Origin of the sequence: [Empedobacter] haloabium, from assembly GCA_008011715.2 — a bacterium.
GTDB classification, from domain to species: domain Bacteria; phylum Pseudomonadota; class Gammaproteobacteria; order Burkholderiales; family Burkholderiaceae_D; genus Rugamonas; species Rugamonas haloabia.
Genome location: CP136508.1, coordinates 4729699 through 4748464, shown reverse-complemented (window position 1 = coordinate 4748464; position 18766 = coordinate 4729699). Strand labels below are relative to the sequence as shown.

Sequence of the window (18766 nt, the reverse complement as noted above, 5' to 3'; positions counted from 1 at the left end):
ATGAAACCTCCTGCACAGCTGAGAATCCGGTGGCGCGGCCAGCGCGGCGCCATTGTCGCGCGCGGCGCTGGCCTGAACTTATTATCGCACCGCCGGCGTTACGACGACTTCCGCACACGCAGATACCACTCGCACAGCAGGCGCACCTGCTTCGCGGTGTAGCCTTTTTCCACCATGCGCGCGACGAAGTCGGCGTGCTTGTTCGCGTCCTCCGCGCTGGCCTTGGCGTTGAACGAGATCACCGGCAGCAGCTCCTCCGTGTTGGAGAACATCTTCTTCTCGATCACGGTACGGAACTTCTCGTAGCTGGTCCAGGCCGGATTCTTGCCGCCGTTGTTGGCGCGGGCGCGCAGGCCGAAGTTGACGATCTCGTTGCGGAAGTCCTTCGGATTGCTGATGCCGGCCGGCTTCTCGATCTTCTCCAGTTCGGCGTTCAGCGATTCGCGGTCGAAGCTTTCGCCGGTGTCCGGATCGCGGTATTCCTGGTCCTGGATCCAGAAGTCGGCGAACGTCACGTAACGGTCGAAGATGTTCTGGCCGTATTCCGAGTAGCTCTCCAGGTAGGCGGTCTGGATTTCCTTGCCGATGAAGTCGACATAGCGCTGCGCCAGGTGCTCCTTGATATAGGAGAAGTACTTCTGTTCCGTCTCCGGCGGGAACTGCTCGCGCTCGACCTGCTGTTCCAGCACGTACAGCAGGTGCACCGGATTGGCCGCCACTTCCGTCGAGTCGAAGTTGAACACTTTCGACAGGATCTTGAACGCGAAGCGGGTCGACAGGCCATTCATGCCTTCGTCCACGCCGGCGTAGTCGACGTATTCGTGGATCGACTTGGCCTTCGGATCGGTGTCCTTCAGGTTTTCACCGTCGTACACCAGCATCTTCGAGAAGATCGACGAGTTTTCCGGCTCCTTCAGCCGCGACAGCACGGCAAACTGCGACATCATGCGCAGCGTGCCCGGCGCGCATGGGGCCTCGGCCAGCGAGGAGTTGCGCAGCAGCTTCTCGTAGATCTTGACCTCGTCGGACACGCGCAGGCAGTACGGTACCTTGACGATGTAGATACGATCCAGGAACGCCTCGTTGTTGCGGTTGTTGCGGAAGCTCTTCCACTCCGACTCGTTCGAGTGCGCCAGCACGATGCCGTCGAACGGGATCGCGCCGAAGCCCTCGGTGCCCTTGTAGTTGCCTTCCTGCGTGGCCGTCAGCAGCGGGTGCAGCACCTTGATCGGGGCCTTGAACATCTCGACGAATTCCATCAGGCCCTGGTTGGCCAGGCACAGGCCGCCGGAGTAGCTGTAGGCATCCGGATCGTCCTGGGCATAGTCCTCGAGCTTGCGGATGTCGACCTTGCCGACCAGGGAGGAGATGTCCTGGTTGTTCTCGTCGCCCGGCTCCGTTTTCGAGATGGCGACCTGCTTCAGGATCGACGGGTAGCGCTTGACCACGCGGAACTGGTTGATGTCGCCATTGAACTCGTGCAGGCGCTTGACCGCCCACGGGCTGGGGATGTTGCGCAGGTAGCGGCGCGGGATGCCGTAGTCCTCTTCGAGGATGACGCCGTCTTCGGCCTCGTTGAACAGGCCCAGCGGCGACTCGTTGACGGGCGAGCCCTTGATGCAATAGAACGGCACCTGTTCCATCAGCGACTTGAGCTTCTCGGCGATCGACGATTTGCCGCCGCCGACGGGACCCAGCAGGTACAGGATCTGCTTGCGCTCCTCCAGCCCCTGCGCCGCATGGCGGAAGTAGGAAACGACCTGCTCGATCACTTCCTCCATGCCGTAGAACTCGCGGAACGCGGGATAGATCTTGATGACCTTGTTGGCGAAGATGCGGGACAGCCGGGTGTCGTTGCGCGTGTCGACGAGGGTGGGTTCGCCGATCGCGGCCAGCATGCGTTCCGCCGCCGTCGCGTAGGTCAGCCGATCTTTCTTGCAAAGCTGAAGATATTCGGAAAGGGACATTTCCTCTTCCCGGGTGCGCTCGTACCGTGCTGCGTAGTTGTCAAAGATGGTCATGTGCATGTCCTCTGATGTAAACCTACTCGTCACGGGCCTTCGATCAAACTGCCGGGGCGGCGGCTGCCGGCCTGCGGTGCCCGTCATGCGGCCGGTAAGCCACATGACTGCGCTGTTGGCCGGAGCCGGAACCGGTCCCGCCTGGCGCCATGTCTCGAAGAGCCCTACTGTGGTCGGCAGTCGTCGCGGCTGGCTGCTGGCCTGATCCTGGGTGCAAACTCCTTTTGTTGTTTGTTCTTGTCGCGGCTTGGTTCGGGTACGGCTTGCGCGTACCGGCCGGATTTTTTATTGGCCGTGCCGTGGGAGATGGCGCGGCGTGCGTGTGTGTACGTATAAACGCATCTTACGCTTGTGAAATTAATTATTGCTCCAATGGTGCAGGAAGTCAAAACATTATCCGGCATCGTCAAAACCCGTCCCAAGCGATTGATTACGAAAGAAAAAGCCTGCCCACCCACACCGCTCACAGTACTGTTGCCAATTTCTTCACGCTTGCCGCCACAGTAGCATGGTTGCTAAAGCCGTGCTGAACACCGCACAAACCGTGCGCCGTGGCATGGCCGGCTCAAGGCGGCCGTCTTGCGCTAAGATGCCGGGAAAGCGTTGCGATTTTGTCCGCACCTTCGCTCAGAAAAAGGAAACTCCATGAACACCCAACTGCTGCACATCGTGCGCAACATGCCAAAGGCGGAACTGCATATCCATATCGAGGGTTCGCTCGAGCCGGAACTGATTTTCGCGCTGGCCGAACGCAACGGCGTCCAGCTCGCCTATCCGTCGGTGGACGCGCTGCGCGCCGCCTACGACTTCAAGGACCTGCAGTCCTTCCTCGACATCTATTACGCCGGCGCCAGCGTGCTGCTGAAGGAACAGGATTTCTACGACATGACGGCGGCCTACCTGGCCAAGGCCAAGGCCGACCACGTGCGCCATGCCGAGATCTTCTTCGACCCGCAGACGCACACGGCGCGCGGCGTGCCGATCGGCGACGTCATCGACGGCATCCACCGCGCCTGCCAGGAAGGCCCGATCAGCGCGACCTTGATCCTGTGCTTCCTGCGCCACCTGTCGGAAGAGGACGCGCTGGCCACGCTGGAAGCGGCGCTGCCGTACCGCGACAAGTTCATCGGCGTAGGCCTGGACTCTTCCGAGGTCGGCCACCCGCCCGAGAAATTCGCGCGCGTGTTCGCGCGCTGCCGCGAGCTGGGCCTGCACCTGGTGGCGCACGCCGGCGAGGAAGGCCCACCGGCCTATATCGAGACGGCGCTGGACGTGCTGCATGTGGAGCGCATCGACCACGGGGTACGCTGCCTGGAGGACGCGGCGCTGACCCGCCGCATCGCCGCCGAGAAGATGGCGCTCACCGTGTGCCCGCTGTCGAACATCAAGCTGCGCGTGTTCGACACGATGAAGGAACACAATCTGCTGCAACTGCTGGACGCCGGCCTGGTCGCCACCGTCAACTCCGACGACCCGGCTTATTTCGGCGGCTACCTGAACGACAACTTCGTCGCCGCGTTCGAGTCGCTCCCGCTGGGACTGCAGCATGCGCACGAGCTGGCGAAGAACAGCTTTGCGGCGTCGTTCCTGGAACCGGCGAAAAAGCAGCAATTCCTCGATGAGGTGGACGCCTACTTCGCGGCGTTCAACGTCGTCTAAGCAATGCTGCGCCTTGCCCTGAACATGACGGCGCGCGACTGGCGCGCCGGCCAGTTGCGCTTCCTGCTGGTCGCGCTGGTCGTGGCCGTCGCGGCGCTGTCGGCCGCCGGCTTCTTCATCGACCGCCTGCGTGCCGGCCTGAACCGCGACGCCTATCAGCTGCTGGGTGCCGACCTGGTCGTCGCCACCGACCAGCCCACGCCGCGGGCGTGGCGCGACGAGGCGACCAGGCGCGGCCTGGTGCAGACCGGCACCACCGTGTTCCAGAGCATGGCGCAGGCGGGCGAGGGCGAGGCCGTGCAGTCGACCCTGGTGTCGCTGAAGGCCGTCGGGGCGGGCTACCCGCTGCGCGGCCGTGTGAAGGTGACGACGAGCGTCGACCAGGCGCTCGACAGCGTCGGCATGCCCGCTGCCGACATCCCCGCACCCGGCACGGTATGGCTGGACGCGGCCGTGCTGGAGAAGCTGCAGACGCAAGTCGGCGCCTCGCTGCGGCTGGGCGACCGCACCTTCCGTATCGCCCAGTTGATCGCTTCCGAGCCGGACCGTGGCAGCGGCTTCGCCACGTTCGCACCGCGCGCGATGATGCGGCTGGACGAGCTGGCCTCGACTGGCCTGGAACAGCCCGGCGCGCGCATCACGTACCGGCTGCTGCTGGCGGCGAACGGTGCCCAGGGCGCCGAGGGCGCGCAGGCGGTAGCGGCCTATGCCGACTGGTTGCGGGCGCAGGTCAAGGCGGGCAATGTGCGCGGCGTGCGTATCGATACCTTGCAGGATGGGCGTCCGGAAATGCGCGAGACGCTGGAGCGGGCCGACCAGTTCCTCTCGCTGGTGGGCCTGCTGTCGGCGTTGCTGGCGGCCGTGGCTGTGGCGATGGCCGCGCGCCGCTTCATGCAGCGCCACCTGGACGCCTGCGCGATGCTGCGCTGCCTGGGCCTGACCCAGCGCGAGGTGACAGTCATGTATCTGCTCGAATTCCTGCTGGTGGGGCTGGCCGGCAGCCTGGTCGGTGTACTGGTGGGCTTTGCCGGCCATTACGTGTTGCTGGAAATGCTGGGACGGCTGGTATCGGCCGACCTGCCGCCGGCCACGTTCGCCCCCGCCTTGCAGGGGCTGGCCGTCGGCATGCTGCTGCTGGCCGGGTTCGCGCTGCCGCCGATCCTGCAACTGCGCAATGTACCGCACAACCGCGTGATCCGCCGCGAGCAGGCGGCGCCGCAACCGATGGCCCTGGCAACCTACGGCCTCGGCCTGGGCACCTTTGTCGTGTTGCTGCTGTGGCAGGCCGGCGACGTCAAGCTGGCCCTGCTGACGGCGCTGGGTTTCCTGGCCGCGTTCGGGCTGTTCGCACTGGCCGGCTGGCTGGGCCTCGTGGCGCTGCGGCACGTGCGCGGCAGCGTGAATCACCAGGCCTGGCGATTTGCCGTCACGTCCCTGCGGCGCCGGCCGGGCGCCACCGTCGTGCAGGTGGTGTCGCTGGCGCTGGGGCTGATGGCGCTGCTGCTGTTGACCGTCGTGCGCGGCGACCTGATGGGCGCGTGGCGCAATGCCACACCGCCCGATGCGCCGAACCATTTCGTCATCAATATCCAGCCCGACCAGAAGGACGAGATCGCTACCAAGCTGCGCCAGGGTGGCGCGCTGCCGGCGCCTTTGTACCCAATGATCCGGGGACGGCTGACGGCCGTGAACGGCAAACCGGTCACTGGCGACACCTACACGGATGAGCGCGCACGTGGTATTGCCGAGCGCGAGTTCAACCTGTCCACCATGACGGCGGTGCCGGCGCAGAACGACATCGTCCAGGGCAAGTGGTTTGCCGACGGCCCCGGCGTGGCCGAGGCGTCGGTCGAGGCGGGCATGGCGGAGACCTTGAACCTGAAGCTGGGCGACACGATGCGCTTCGACGTGGCCGGCTCGCCCGTCGAGGCGAAGATCACCAGCCTGCGCAAGCTGAAGTGGAGCTCGATGCGGGTCAACTTCTTCGTCATCGTCAACCCGGCCGCGATGGCGGACGCGCCGCGGACCTGGATCACCGCGTTCCACCTGCCGAAGCAGGCGGCGCGGTTGGCGAGCGCGCTGTCGCGCGACTTTCCCAACCTGACCGTGGTGGACGTGGGTGGCGTGCTGCGCCAGATCACGGCCGTGCTGGAACAGGTCATCCGCGCCGTCGAGTTCCTGTTCGCGTTCACCCTGGCTTCCGGCCTGCTGGTGCTGTACGCGGCGCTGATGGGCTCGCAGGACGAGCGCACCCGCGAGGCGGGCTTGCTGCGCGCGCTGGGCGCGACGCGGCGCCAGCTGTCGCAGGCGCAGCTGATCGAGTTCCTGCTGGTGGGTTCCCTGTCGGGCCTGCTGGCCGCCAGCGGCGCTGCCGCCATGGGCTGGGGGCTGGCGAAATACGTGTTCAAGTTCGACTGGACGTTCAACCCGGCCGTGTGGGCCGCCGGCCTGGCGGCGGGGGCGCTGTGCGCGATCGCGGGCGGCTGGCTGGGCCTGCGCAACGTCCTGAACCAGCCGCCGCTGCAGACGTTGCGCGAAGCCTGACCGAAACAATTGCCGGAAAAATGGGGACAGACCCCATTTTTCCGGCAACTTTGTTCATGCTGCCAGGTCGCACGGCGGGTGCCGTGAGTTGAGAAACTCGCTGAACGGGTAGACCGGGCTGTCCAGGTAGTGGCCCGGGAACTCGAACAGGGCCCAGTAGTAGCGTTCGCGCCCTTGCAGCACTTGCGGCGCGCAGCAGTAACGATGCCACTGCTCGCCGGCGGCCGTCGAATACATGCCGGCGCCCGCTTCGGGCGGGAAGAACGGCAGCACGCGGCGTTCCTGCAGTGCCGTCAGCAGCGATTGCGGTGCGTCGTTGTCGCGCGCTACCTCGTATTGTGCATGCATGCCTTGCTCCGTTTCGATCACCATCAACGTGGCGCGGCCATGCTGGTCCAGGAACAGGATGCCGGTCGGGCTCGAGTGCAGGTAATGCTCGACGAAGCCGTGCTTGGTGTACAGCTCACGCACCAGGCCCGCCATCGTATTGCAGCGCAGGAAAGAGTAGTCGTGCAGCGACAGCAGGTCGCGCAGCGTTTCCGCCTGGTCCACGAAGAAGGCCCGCTGCATGGCCAGGATCTCCTGCTCGAGCCGGTCCAGCGCGTCGTCGTCGCTCTTGCGGATGAAACGGTCGATCAGCCCTTCGTTGAAGGCGTTGACGGCGATTTTCTCGTCGGCCGCGCCCGTGAACAGGATCTTCTTGCACGGCAGGTACTCGATCTGGCGGCAGAACTCCACGCCGTTCATCTGCGGCATCGAATAATCGACCACCAGCACGGACGGGATCGTGAAACGGTGATGGCTGGCGCATAAATCGTGGATGCGGCGCACGTCCACCGCCACATTGGGCTGGTCGGCCGTCTGGTTCAGGATGTCGAAATTGACGTGCAGCGGCAGGTCGGCGCGCCGTGTGCTCGCAGTGAACCAGTCCAGTGCCATCGTGGTGTCGTGAAACGTCTTGCTGGGCAATAAGGGATCGAGCTGGAATGACAGGCTCTTCAGAAACGAGTCGCTGTCATCGACCAGGACGGTGGTGGTGGGGTGGGCGAAAATCGGAAGTCTCATGGTTCACCTGATGGCACATTGGCGCGCTGGACGGGGAATTCGAGCACGAAGATGGCATAAGCGCTTTCGCGTGACACGCAGCGGATGCGGGCATTCCAAGCATGCATGATCTGGCGGCACAAGGCCAGCCCGACGCCGGTCCCGTTGTGCGCCGGATACGCGTAGAAGCGATGAAAAATAAACGGCTGTCGACGTGCGGCAATGCCGCACGCGGTATCGATAAACAACAGCCGGGGCGGCTTGCGATTGCCGTCCACGACGATGCGCACGCGGCCCTTGCCCGCCCGGTGGATCGCCTTCAAGGCGTTGCGCAGCAGGTTGAGCAGAATAACAACCGTCAATTCGTATTGCCCAGCAAAACTGAAATTGGCCCGCACGTCCACCGCCACCGTGCTGCGTTGTGCCGGGCTGGTGAAGGGATAGCGCCGCAGCACCGATTGCACGGCGTCGGCCATCGAGACGGATTCGGACGGGTCGAGCCGGCGCCGCACCGCGTTCGCGCTCAGCAGGAACAGGTCGATCAGGTGGTTCATGTGGCGCACCTCGTACTGGATGCGCGTCATGGCCTGGCGCACGTCGTCCTGGGCGCCACTGCCCGCCGTGTCCGCCTGCAGCATGCGTGTCAGGCCGCGCACGTTGGCGTCCATGCTGGCCAGCGGCGTGCGCATCTCGTGCGCCACCGCGCCCAGCCCTTCGCCCATGCCGGCCAGCTTTTCCTGTTCCAGCGCGGAACGCCCGACGCGGGCGGCGTACAACAGGCCGATCACGAACGCGTGCACGGGCAGTTGCTGCAGCGCAGCCGCGGTCAGAATCGTATTGCCGCGGCCGTGCAGCACGACGCAGGCGCATGCCAGCAGCGTGCCGATGGCGTAGGCGCGCAGGGCCAGCTGGGTGGGAAAATGAAACAGGGCCACTGTCGCGACCGTCAGCCACTGGGCCCATGCCGCCGCCGCGTCGTTCATCAGGAACATATAGGTGCTGAAGAACGGCAGCTGGAAGGCGACGGCGATCGGCACGTACAGTTCGCAATAGCGCGGCCCCATCCGTTCGGCCGCGATGCCGGCGGCACCGACGGCCGCGCCCAGCGCGCGCAGCGCGGGGCTTTCGAACGGCTGCGGGAAGACCCACGTGTTCAGTGCGAACTGGAGGGAATGGACCAGCAGGGCAGCCCAACCCAGCACGAGCGCCTGCACGGCAGAGCGCTCGCCGTTGCGGTGGCGGCGCAACTGGGCGGCGAAAAACGTGCCGGCTTTGCGTTCGAGGCGATCGTCGCGCATGGCGGTATTAACTCCTGACAAGCGTTCATCTTCCACCCAAACTCGTCTGTCTTGAGCGGTATCGGAAATCCGCTTGATCTACATCAATCGCACTGTGCAGTAAGGTATCATGGCGTTCATGAACGAAACACGCACGCTTTACGACATCATCGGCGGCGCGACCAAGCTGCGCGAAATGGTGGACCGCTTTTACGATCTGATGGAGCTGGAGCCGGAATTCGCCGGCATCCGCGCCATGCATCCGCCGGCGACGGATGGGTCGCGCGACAAGCTGTTCTGGTTCCTGTCCGGCTGGATGGGTGGGCCCGACCTGTATCAGGAACAATTCGGCCACCCGCGCCTGCGTGCGCGGCACCTGCCGTTCGCTGTCGGCACGAGCGAGCGCGACCAGTGGCTGCGGGCGATGGCCTGGGCCATGGAAGACGTCGGCATCGCCGAGGACCTGCGGCTGCGCCTGATGCAGTCGTTCTACCAGACGGCCGACTGGATGCGCAACACGCCGGGTTGAATACCCGGGACAGACCCCTGCTTTGAGAAAAAATTGCCGGAAAAATGGGGTCTGTCCCCATTTTCGTGGATGCTGTATATTTCCACAGTACTTATGACTGTGGAAATGACGATGGAACTCTATTTGCTGCTGGGCCTGACCCTGCTGATCCTGCTGCTGCAAGTGGCACAGCTGCTGCGCCCGCGCGCCGGCGGCGACATCGGCGAGCGGCTCGACCGCGTCGAGCGCGAGGTGCGGCTGCAGCTGCAGGCCACCGCCCAGGCGCAGCGTCAGGAAATGACGCACACGCTGGCCCAAAGCCATGCGGCCACCGTGCAGCAACTGGACGGCATGCGCCGCCAGATCGAAGTGCTGACGGAATCGAATGCGCGCCGCCTGGCCGAAGTGCGCATGACTCTCGAAACCCGCATCCGCGACCTGCAGACCGATAACGGCGCGCGCCTGGAGGAAATGCGCCAGACCGTCGACGAGAAACTGCATGCCACGCTGGAATCGCGCCTGACGGAATCGTTCAAGCAGGTCTCCGACCGCCTGGAGCGGGTGCACCAGGGCCTGGGCGAGATGCAGCAGCTGGCGCTGGGCGTGGGCGACCTGAAGCGCGTGCTCACCAACGTCAAGACGCGCGGCACCTGGGGCGAGGTGCAGCTGGAAATGCTGCTGGAGCAGGTGCTGACGCCTGACCAGTACGCCAAGAACGTCGAGACGGTGGCCGGCACCAATGCCCGCGTCGAGTTCGCCTTGAAGCTGCCCGGCATGAAGGAGGGCGGCGCGCCCGTGTGGATGCCGATCGACGCCAAGTTCCCGAAAGAGCAGTACGAGCGCCTGCTGGAAGCGGCCGAGCGCGCCGACGCGGACGGCGTGGCGGCGGCCGGCCGCGAGCTGGAACGGGCGGTGCGCAACGAAGCGAAGACCATCGCGGAAAAATACGTCTGCCCGCCGCAGACGACGGATTTCGCGATCCTGTTCCTGCCGACCGAAGGCTTGTACGCGGAAGTGATGCGCCGCCCCGGGCTGGCCGACGAGCTGCAGCGCGTCAACCGCATCAGCATCGCCGGGCCGTCCACGCTGACGGCGCTGCTGAACAGCCTGCAGATGGGCTTCCGCACGCTGGCGCTGGAGAAACGCTCGTCGGAGGTGTGGCAGGTACTGGGCGCGGTGAAGACGGAATTCGGCAAGTTCGGCGACGTGCTGGCCGCAACCAAGACCACGCTGGAGCGCGCGGCCAAGAACATCGAGTCGGCCGAGGTGCGCAGCCGCCAGATGGCGCGCAAGCTCAAATCGGTGGAGGCGCTGCCGGCCGAGGCGGCGCAGATGCTGCTGGGCCGCGAGCTGGAACTGCCGGAAGGGGACAGCTGAGTTCGTGTCCCACTTTGGTGACTGACCCCGCGGTGGGACACGGGCCCATCCGTATGCCACGTCTTATATGGCCGAGCCCGTGTCTTAATTTGGTGACTGACACCGTGGTGGGACACGGGCTGGGCCGTGGCTAGATCAGCCCTTCGAACAGCAGCACGTCGACCAGGTCGCCCGCCGCCACATTGCCCTGGTGGTCCGGCAGCACCACCATGCAGTTCGCTTCCGCCATCGAGCGCAGGATGCCCGAGCCTTGCGAGCCGGTGATGCGCACTTCGCGCGCGCCGTCCGCAGTGACGCTCAGGATGCCGCGCTGGTATTCGGTGCGGCCCGGCTTCTTGCGGATCGGGCCGAACGAACGGGCCTGCACCAGCAGGTCGTCGTTGGCGGTGGCGCCCATCATGCGCAGCAGCGCGTGGCGGGCAAAGAAGTAGAACGTGACCATCACGGCGACCGGGTTGCCTGGCAGACCGAACAGGAACGCGCTGTGGCCGTTCGAACCGATCTTGCCGAAGGCCATCGGGCGGCCCGGGCGCATGCCGATCGTCCAGAACGTCACGTCGCCCAGCGTGGCCATGATCTGCTTGGTGTAGTCGGCCGCGCCCACCGAGACGCCGCCGGACGTGATGACGGCGTCCGCGCTCTCGCAGGCGTCGCGCAGGGCAGCTTCCAGCGACGCCGGGTCGTCCTTGACGATGCCCATGTCGACCAGCTCGACACCCAGGCGCGTCAGCATGCCGTGCAGGGTGTAGCGGTTGCTGTCGTACACGCAGCCGGGCTCGAGCGGTTCGCCGATCGAGCGCAGCTCGTCGCCGGTCGAGAAGAAGGCCACGCGCAGTTTCCGGCGCACGGGCACCTCGGCGATCCCCAGCGACGCGATCAGGCCCAGGTCGGCCGGACGCACGATCTTGCCCGCCTTCAGCGCCGGGCTGCCCGCCATCAGGTCCTCGCCCTTGAAGCGGCGGTTGTCGCCCGTTTTCACGGTGCGCGGCGCGATCGTCACGCGGTCGTCCGTGATGCCGGCGGCCAGTTCCTGCGGCAGCACGGTGTCGCAGCCGGGCGGCATGACACCGCCCGTCATGATGCGCACGCATTCGCCGGCCTGCGGCCGCAGGTCCGATGGCCGTCCGGCATACACGGCGCCGATCACCTGCAAGGTGGTCGGGTGTTCGCCATCGAGCTGGTCGCCCGCGAAGGCGAAGCCGTCCATGGCGGAATTGTCGTGTGCCGGCACGCTGATCGGCGAGACGATGTCCGCCGCCAGCACCCGGCCGAGGGACGCGCGCAGCGCCACCTTCTCGACGGCTTTTACCGGCTGGATGAACTCGCGGATGATGTGCTGGGCCTGGCTGACGGGCACCGCGTGCGGATCGTAGCCGGACAGGCAGCCGACCACGTCCTGCAAGGTCGGCGCCGCGTCGCGCGCCTGTTCTTCCTGTTGCAGCTCGGCCAGCGTATTGATGTTGCGGAATGCGCTGGCGTCGTTGAACAGCACCTCGGCCACCTTGATCGACTTGTGCCAGCCGTCCATGCGGCGGCCGCCCTCGGCCAGATAGGCGTCCAGCCGCGGCAGCGCGCTCTTGCGCACCAGGCTGAACACGGGGTGCGGCTGCTTGTGGGCGGCGCCGGCCTCGTCCGCTTCCATCGTCACGGCCAGCGCCAGGTCGGCTTCCTGCGTCACCAGCGCGTCGCGCAGGCGCTGCACCAGGTCGGACGGCAGGAACGGCGAGTCGCACGGCGCGGTGACGAGCAGGTCGGTGGCGCAATGGCGCAGGCCCGTCTGCAGGCCGGCCAGCGGACCTTCGAAGCCGGTCAGCTCGTCCGGCAGCACGGGCGCGCCCAGCGCCGCGTATGCTTCCTGGTTGCGGTTGGCATTGATGGCGACCGTGCGCACCTGCGGCGCCAGCCGGCGCAGCACATGGCCCGCCAGGGTGGCGCCGCGGAACGGCTGCAGGCCCTTGTCCACGCGCCCCATGCGGGTGCCGCGGCCGCCGGCCAGGATCAGGCCCGTGACATCGTCGTAGGCGACGGTACTGTTGGTGCTGCTCGTCAAATCATCCCCCAATATAGGACATCTCGACCTTGCGCTCGCCCGTGCGCGACAGGCCTTCGGTGTTGGTCGTTCTCAGTTCGGAATAGCGGTCGGTGCGGCCCTGCCACACGGCGCCGATGGCGGCCGACAGCTCGGCGTCGCTGCGGCCCTCGCGCAGCAGCGCGCGCAGGTCGTGGCCGCGCGTGGCGAACAGGCAAGTATACAGCTTGCCCTCGGTTGACAGCCGTGCCCGCGTGCAATCCTTGCAGAAGGCCTGCGTGACGGAGGAGATCACGCCGATCTCGCCGCCGCCGTCGGCATAGCGCCAGCGCGCGGCCGTCTCGCCCGTGTAGTTCGGGTCGACGGGCACGAGCGGCATCTCGGCGCCAATGCGGCGCACGATCTCGGCGGACGGAATCACGTCACGCATGTTCCAGCCGTTCGACGCGCCCACGTCCATGTACTCGATGAAGCGCAGGATGTGCGGGCTGCCCTTGAAGTAGCGCGCCATCGGCAGGATTTCCTGCTCGTTGCTGCCGGCCTTGACCACCATGTTGACCTTGATGGGCCCCAGGCCCGCCGCATGGGCGGCGTCGATGCCGCGCAGCACGTCCGCGACGGCGAAGTCGACGTCGTTCATGGCGCGGAATACGGCGTCGTCCATGGCGTCCAGCGATACCGTTACCCGGTTCAGTCCGGCATCCTTCAGCGCCTGCGCCTTGCGCGCCAGCAGCGAGCCGTTCGTCGTCAAGGTCAGGTCGAGCGGTTTGCCGTGCACCGTGCGCAGCCCGGCCAGCATGCCGATCAGCTTCTCGATATTCTTGCGCAGCAGCGGTTCGCCGCCGGTCAGGCGGATCTTTTCCACGCCGTGGGCCACGAACTGGCGCGCCAGCCGCGTGATTTCCTCGAATGTCAGCAACGACGCATGCGGCAGGTACTGGTAATCCTTGTCGAATACTTCCTTCGGCATGCAGTACACGCAGCGGAAGTTGCAACGGTCCGTGATGGAAATGCGCAGGTCGTGCAACGGCCGGGCCAGGCGGTCGCGCAGGTCTCCCGTGGCGGGCTCAAGCGCGGCGGGAATGGCTGGCGCCCGGGCGCGCCCGTCCGCCAGGATGATAATCTTCTCAGTCATTGCTCTTACTACAATTAATGGAACGGTCCACCCGGGTAAGATAGCACGAGCCCCGCGATTGCACAGGCGAACAGCAGCTTGACTGTTCCCATCTGGTAACGCAGCAATGCCACGGCGGCAACAGCCGCGATGCCGACGGCGCCCCATTGCACGGCGCCGGCCACGACAAACACGTGCAGCCCGAAAAACACGGCCAGGCTGGCGATGACGCCGACCACGGCCGCGGAAATCGCCGTCAGCGGGGCCGTCATGCGGATATTGTCGCGTGTGGCCTCCACCAGCGGGCCGCCGGCCAGGATGAAAATGAAGGACGGCACGAAGGTGAACCAGGCGGCGACAAAGGCGCCGGCGATGCCGGACAGCCCGAGCGGGCCCAGCGGCTGGTGCGTCCAGCCACCGACGAAGCCGATGAACGCGACGATCATGATCAAGGGGCCGGGCGTGGTTTCGCCCAGCGCCAGGCCGTCGATCATCTGCGCCGGTGTCAGCCAGTAATATTGGTAGACGGCGCCCTGGTAGACGTAGGGCAGCACGGCATAGGCCCCGCCGAACGTCAGCAAGGCGGCCTTGGTGAAGAACCAGCCCATCTGCGCCAGCGGGCCCTGGCGGCCGCCGACGGCCACCAGCAGCAGCCAGCTCAGCGCGACCAGGGCGATGCCAACGGCAACTGTGGCGATGAGCCGGCCCCAGCCGAAGCGGGCGTGGGCCGGCGTCGGCATGTCGTCGTCAATCAGCGCCGGACCGTAGCCGTGCGAGGCGGCGGCCGAATGTGGCGCGCCCAGCGTAAATTTCGCGGGCCACAGCCGCCCGCCCAGCCAGCCGATCGCGGCCGCCCCCAGCACCACCAGCGGAAAGGGCAAGCGCAGCAGCAACGCGACAAAGCCGGCCGCCGCAATGGCGACCAACACGCCGTTGCGCAAGGTGCGCCGGCCGATGCGCCAGGCGGCCGCCAGCACGAGCGCCACCACGGCCGGCTTCAGGCCATACAGCAGGCCGGCAATCACGGGCAGGTGGCCGTACGCCATATAAACCCAGCCCAGCCCCGTCAACAACAGCAGCGACGGCAGCACGAACAGCACGCCGGCCACGATGCCGCCCCAGGTACGGTGCAGCAGCCAGCCGATATAGATCGCCAGCTGGGTCGCCTCCGGTCCCGGCAGCAGCATGCAGTAGTTCAGCGCGTGCAGGAAGCGTTGCTCGGAAATCCAGCGCCGGCGCTCGACCAGCTCGGCATGCATCATGGCGATCTGGCCGGCGGGGCCGCCAAAGCTGATAAAGCCGAGCTTCAGCCAGTAGCGGAAGGCGGTGGCCAGCGAGACGGGGGCGGGAAGGGTCGGTTGGTCGGTCATGGGTTGGCGAAAAAAAGGGAAGCGCGAGGCTTCCCTTTCTGTTACGGCATCAAGACATCATTGCCGGGTCGACACTTGTACCAGCGGCTCGTCCGGAACGACCGCGGCCGGCTTGCGCTGGCGCCGTACCGGTGCCGGTGGCGCTTCCTGGGCGGCCGCTTCCTGCGCGGCGCGCAGCTTGGCCGGGTCGGTCGATGCCATCGTCAGGCCGGCCGAGGCCAGCAGGGCGTCCAGGTCGGCCGCGGGTGCTGGCGCCGGAGCGGCTGCCTGCATCGGGACCGGTGCTGGCGCAGGTGCCGGCACTGCGGCCTCGGCCACGGCCTCGGCCTTGGCCTCCGCCACGGCCGGTACCGGCGCAGGTTCCCGCACTTCGGCCACTGCCGGTGCCTCGACCTTGGTTTCGGCTGGCGGCGCGACCGGTACCTCGGCCACGACGGGCGCGGCCTCGACCGGCGCCGGGATGATGATCGGCGCGTGCGCCGCCGTCTCGACCACTGGCGGCAGCGGCTCGGCGGCCGGTGCCTCGACGATTTCCGCTTCGGCCGGCTCGACTGCCGGGGCAGCAGCCTGGGCTGGTGCGGCCGTCTCGGCGGCGACGGGCGCGAGTACCGGCGGCGTAACGGGCGGCGTAACCGGCGTCACGATGACGTCATCAGCGGCCTGGGCCACGGCTGGCGCCTGCTCAGGCTTGGCTTCGGCCGGCTGCGGGGCCGGCTGTACCGCAGGCTCGGCCGCGGAGACAGCCGGTTCGGCCGGCGCTTGCGTCACGATGACGGGCGCGGTCGTCTCGGCGTTCTCGGCCACGGCGACGGCCACGATGGCCGCCTTGTCGGCGCCTTCGCCCTCGGCGGCAAAGGCGGTTTCGCCTTCGACACCCTCGACGCCCTCGGCGCCTTCGCGCTCGCGGCGGTTGCGATTGCGGCCGCCACGACGGCGGCGGCGGCGCGGCTCGTCGCCGCCTTCGCCACCCTCGAACTCTTCACCTTCCGGACCCGCGTTGGCGGTACCGGCCGACTTCACCAGGCCCGGCGTATCGGTGGCCGGGGCGCTGCCCGTACCGACCGGGCCGACACCGGCCGCTGCCAGCGCCAGTTCCTCGGCTTTCGCCTCGGCCGGCTGGGCTTTCGGTTCACGCGGCTCGCGCGCTTCACGTGGCTCGCGCGGTGGACGCGGCGCGCGCTCGGGACGCTCGGCACGTTCCGGACGCTCGGCGCGCTCCGGCCGTTCCGCACGGGCGGCGGGCGCGGCCTGGCCCTCGACTGCCTCGCGCGGCTCGCGCACTTCGCGTGGCTCACGCGGCTCGCGCGGCGGGCGCGGCGGACGGGCTGGACGGCCCTCGGCGGTCGGCTTCAGGCCTTCCTCGCGGCTGCCCGGCTCGCGTTCCTCGCGCGGACCCTTGCCGTTACGGCCACGGGCACGCGGACCGCGGGCGTTCTTGTCGGTACGATCGGCGCTCGGGGCCACCGGCTTGGCGACGATCGCCGGGGTCGGCGGTGCCACCGGTTCCGGCTGCTTGCCGGTAAAGAACGACACCAGCTTGGCAAAGAAACCCTGCTCGGCCGGCGGGGCCGCGACCGGTGCCGGCGGTGGCGCGACGGGCGCCACAGGCTCGGCCGGCTTGCGGTCCACCATCGGGGCCGGCTGGCTCGGGGTGATCGTCTTGACGACGGCTTCCTGGCGCGGCTTGGCTTCTTCCTTCTGGCGCTTGGCGAAGGCCATGTCGGTCTCGGCCTGCTCGGCCATCGTGTAGCTGGCGGCCGTGTCTTCCAGGCGCGGATCGTCGTGCTTGATGCGTTCCAGCTTGTAATGCGGCGTGTCCAGGTGCTTGTTCGGCACCAGGATCACGGTGATGCGGTGGCGGTTTTCGATCTTCAGCACCTCGCCACGCTTTTCGTTCAGCAGGAAGGCGGCCACGTCGACCGGTACCTGCACGTGGATGGCGGCGCTGTTTTCCTTCATCGCCTCTTCCTGGATGATGCGCAGCACCTGCAGGGCGGACGATTCGGTATCGCGGATGTGGCCGGTGCCGGAGCAGCGCGGGCACGTCACGTGCGAGCCTTCCGACAGGGAAGGGCGCAGGCGCTGGCGCGACAGTTCCATCAGGCCGAAGCGGGAAATCTTGCCCATCTGCACACGCGCACGGTCATGGTGCAGCGCGTCCTTCAGGCGCTGTTCCACCTCGCGCTGGTTCTTGGCCACTTCCATGTCGATGAAGTCGATCACGATCAGGCCGCCCAGGTCGCGCAGGCGCAGCTGGCGGGCCACTTCCTCGGCCGCTTCGCAGTTGGTGTGGAAGGCGGTCGTCTCGATGTCCGAGCCGCGCGTGGCGCGGGCCGAGTTGACGTCGACGGAAACCAGCGCTTCGGTGTGGTCGATGACGATGGCGCCACCGGATGGCAGCGGCACGGTGCGGCTGTAGGCCGTCTCGATCTGGTGTTCGATCTGGAAGCGCGAGAACAGCGGCACGTCGTCGCTGTAGCGCTTGACGCGATGCACCATGTCGGGCATCACGTGGCTCATGAACTGGTGCGCCTGTTCGTAGATCTCGTCGGTGTCGATCAGGATCTCGCCGATGTCAGGCTGGAAATAGTCGCGGATGGCGCGGATGACGAGCGAGCTTTCCTGGTAGATCAGGAAGGCGCCGGAGGCGGCCTTGGACGCGCCTTCGATCGCACGCCACAGTTGCATCAGGTAATTCAAGTCCCACTGCAGTTCCTCGACCGTGCGGCCGATGCCGGCGGTGCGGGCGATCACGGACATGCCTTGCGGCAGGTCCAGCTTGTCCATGGTCTCGCGCAGTTCCTGGCGTTCCTCGCCCTCGACGCGGCGCGACACGCCGCCGCCGCGCGGGTTGTTCGGCATCAATACCAGGTAACGGCCGGCCAGCGAAATGAACGAGGTCAGGGCCGCACCCTTGTTGCCGCGCTCTTCCTTTTCGACCTGGACCATGATTTCCTGGCCTTCGCGCAGCGCTTCCTTGACGGTGGCATTGCGCACGTCGACGCCTTCGCGGAAATAACTGCGGGCAACTTCTTTAAACGGGAGGAAACCGTGGCGGTCTTCGCCGTAACTGACGAAGCAGGCTTCCAGCGACGGCTCGATGCGGGTGATGACGCCTTTGTAGATATTGGACTTGCGCTGTTCGCGTCCGGCGGTTTCGATGTCGATATCGATCAGTTTCTGACCATCGACAATCGCCACGCGCAGCTCTTCCTGCTGCGTGGCGTTGAACAACATGCGTTTCATTTTTATTTGACTCCGCGACCCTTGGGCCATGTAATGCCGCTTCCGTGGAAACGGCAACCATACAAGGATATACGCGAGAATTAAGGAGGCCGTGGAGAAATGCCTCGTCGTGCGGCAGCGCGCGGTGGCGCGGCTGCCGCAGCAGGGCGCATGGTGCCGATCGTCCTGCCGAGTTCGCACCACCTGCAACTCATCCTGTCATACCGAGCGTGTCGGGACGGGCGCATGCGGGCGTGCGCAAATCGTCGAGCCAGGACATCTTGTATGGCGCCTGGCGAAACGGCAGCGTTATCGGTTCCATCAACCAGCGAGCAACGACTGTAGTGCTTGCTCGCCGGACTTATCCTAAATTCCAGCCAATCTAATCCAGCATCCGGGCGCATGAGGCAGCCGTCCAATACCGTCGCGATCGCAGGCAGTTGTCGCCGCGAAACACAGCCGTACTACGGTAAGGCAGGCCTCGCGGGCGGCAAATGCAACGCGCGGCTGGCTTTTCAAGCCGCCATAATCCGATGACGACAGAGGTCGTAACCCTGACCCGCGCCCGAATGTGCGTATACATTTATTTCCGCTGAAT

General features: G+C 66.4%; 11 protein-coding genes. 4 read left to right on the top strand and 7 right to left on the bottom strand.

The features are described 5' to 3' along the window. Positions 1–98 precede the first annotated feature (98 nt). Positions 99–2021 carry a PrkA family serine protein kinase gene (locus E7V67_020795; protein ID WUR12118.1) on the bottom strand — a complete coding sequence of 641 codons (1923 nt, stop codon included), beginning with the start codon at positions 2019–2021 and terminating at the stop codon, positions 99–101. Between the two features lie 645 nt (positions 2022–2666). On the opposite strand from E7V67_020795, the gene E7V67_020790 reads away from it, so the two are divergent. Together E7V67_020790 and E7V67_020785 are read left to right on the top strand one after the other, a co-directional pair. Further along, complete coding sequence (locus E7V67_020790) at positions 2667–3680, top strand: adenosine deaminase (GenBank protein ID WUR12117.1); 1014 nt, start codon at positions 2667–2669, stop codon at positions 3678–3680. 3 nt (positions 3681–3683) lie between these two features. Further along, positions 3684–6224, top strand: a complete 2541-nt coding sequence (locus E7V67_020785) for an FtsX-like permease family protein (GenBank protein WUR12116.1) — start codon at positions 3684–3686, stop codon at positions 6222–6224. A 54-nt stretch (positions 6225–6278) separates the two neighbouring features. On the opposite strand, the gene E7V67_020780 is transcribed toward E7V67_020785, so the two are convergent. Together E7V67_020780 and E7V67_020775 are read right to left on the bottom strand one after the other, a co-directional pair. Next, positions 6279–7289, bottom strand: coding sequence for a response regulator (locus tag E7V67_020780; GenBank protein ID WUR12115.1), 1011 nt, complete (start codon positions 7287–7289; stop codon positions 6279–6281). After that, positions 7286–8566 carry a HAMP domain-containing sensor histidine kinase gene (locus tag E7V67_020775; GenBank protein ID WUR12114.1) on the bottom strand — a complete coding sequence of 427 codons (1281 nt, stop codon included), beginning with the start codon at positions 8564–8566 and terminating at the stop codon, positions 7286–7288. The genes E7V67_020780 and E7V67_020775 overlap by 4 nt, the downstream gene beginning before the upstream one ends. A gap of 109 nt (positions 8567–8675) precedes the next feature. Here E7V67_020775 and E7V67_020770 point away from each other — a divergent pair, with 109 nt between their 5' ends. Both E7V67_020770 and rmuC read left to right on the top strand, forming a co-directional pair. Further along, positions 8676–9074 (top strand): group II truncated hemoglobin, encoded by a 399-nt coding sequence (locus E7V67_020770; protein ID WUR12113.1) that lies wholly within the window; start codon positions 8676–8678, stop codon positions 9072–9074. Between the two features lie 105 nt (positions 9075–9179). After that, the gene (gene rmuC, locus E7V67_020765) at positions 9180–10430 is read left to right on the top strand and encodes a DNA recombination protein RmuC (GenBank protein ID WUR12112.1); all 1251 of its coding nucleotides are present in this window, start codon (positions 9180–9182) and stop codon (positions 10428–10430) included. A gap of 130 nt (positions 10431–10560) precedes the next feature. On the opposite strand, the gene mobA is transcribed toward rmuC, so the two are convergent. The 4 genes from mobA to E7V67_020745 are packed head-to-tail and all read right to left on the bottom strand — an operon-like array spanning position 10561 to position 18189. Beyond that, positions 10561–12480, bottom strand: coding sequence for a molybdenum cofactor guanylyltransferase MobA (mobA, locus tag E7V67_020760; GenBank protein WUR12111.1), 1920 nt, complete (start codon positions 12478–12480; stop codon positions 10561–10563). A 1-nt stretch (position 12481) separates the two neighbouring features. After that, positions 12482–13594, bottom strand: coding sequence for a GTP 3',8-cyclase MoaA (gene moaA / locus E7V67_020755; protein WUR12110.1), 1113 nt, complete (start codon positions 13592–13594; stop codon positions 12482–12484). Between the two features lie 14 nt (positions 13595–13608). Beyond that, positions 13609–14943 (bottom strand): chromate efflux transporter, encoded by a 1335-nt coding sequence (gene chrA / locus E7V67_020750; protein ID WUR12109.1) that lies wholly within the window; start codon positions 14941–14943, stop codon positions 13609–13611. 57 nt (positions 14944–15000) lie between these two features. Next, positions 15001–18189 carry an Rne/Rng family ribonuclease gene (locus tag E7V67_020745; protein WUR12108.1) on the bottom strand — a complete coding sequence of 1063 codons (3189 nt, stop codon included), beginning with the start codon at positions 18187–18189 and terminating at the stop codon, positions 15001–15003. Positions 18190–18766 lie beyond the last annotated feature (577 nt).

Bases quoted from the DNA above. Each gene is read 5' to 3' on its own strand.
- E7V67_020795 (WUR12118.1), bottom strand. From the start codon at position 2,021: ATGACCATCTTTGACAACTACGCAGCACGGTACGAGCGCACCCGGGAA.
- E7V67_020790 (WUR12117.1), top strand. From the start codon at position 2,667: ATGAACACCCAACTGCTGCACATCGTGCGCAACATGCCAAAGGCGGAA.
- E7V67_020785 (WUR12116.1), top strand. From the start codon at position 3,684: ATGCTGCGCCTTGCCCTGAACATGACGGCGCGCGACTGGCGCGCCGGC.
- E7V67_020780 (WUR12115.1), bottom strand. From the start codon at position 7,289: ATGAGACTTCCGATTTTCGCCCACCCCACCACCACCGTCCTGGTCGAT.
- E7V67_020775 (WUR12114.1), bottom strand. From the start codon at position 8,566: ATGCGCGACGATCGCCTCGAACGCAAAGCCGGCACGTTTTTCGCCGCC.
- E7V67_020770 (WUR12113.1), top strand. From the start codon at position 8,676: ATGGCGTTCATGAACGAAACACGCACGCTTTACGACATCATCGGCGGC.
- rmuC (WUR12112.1), top strand. From the start codon at position 9,180: ATGACGATGGAACTCTATTTGCTGCTGGGCCTGACCCTGCTGATCCTG.
- moaA (WUR12110.1), bottom strand. From the start codon at position 13,594: ATGACTGAGAAGATTATCATCCTGGCGGACGGGCGCGCCCGGGCGCCA.
- chrA (WUR12109.1), bottom strand. From the start codon at position 14,943: ATGACCGACCAACCGACCCTTCCCGCCCCCGTCTCGCTGGCCACCGCC.
- E7V67_020745 (WUR12108.1), bottom strand. From the start codon at position 18,189: ATGAAACGCATGTTGTTCAACGCCACGCAGCAGGAAGAGCTGCGCGTG.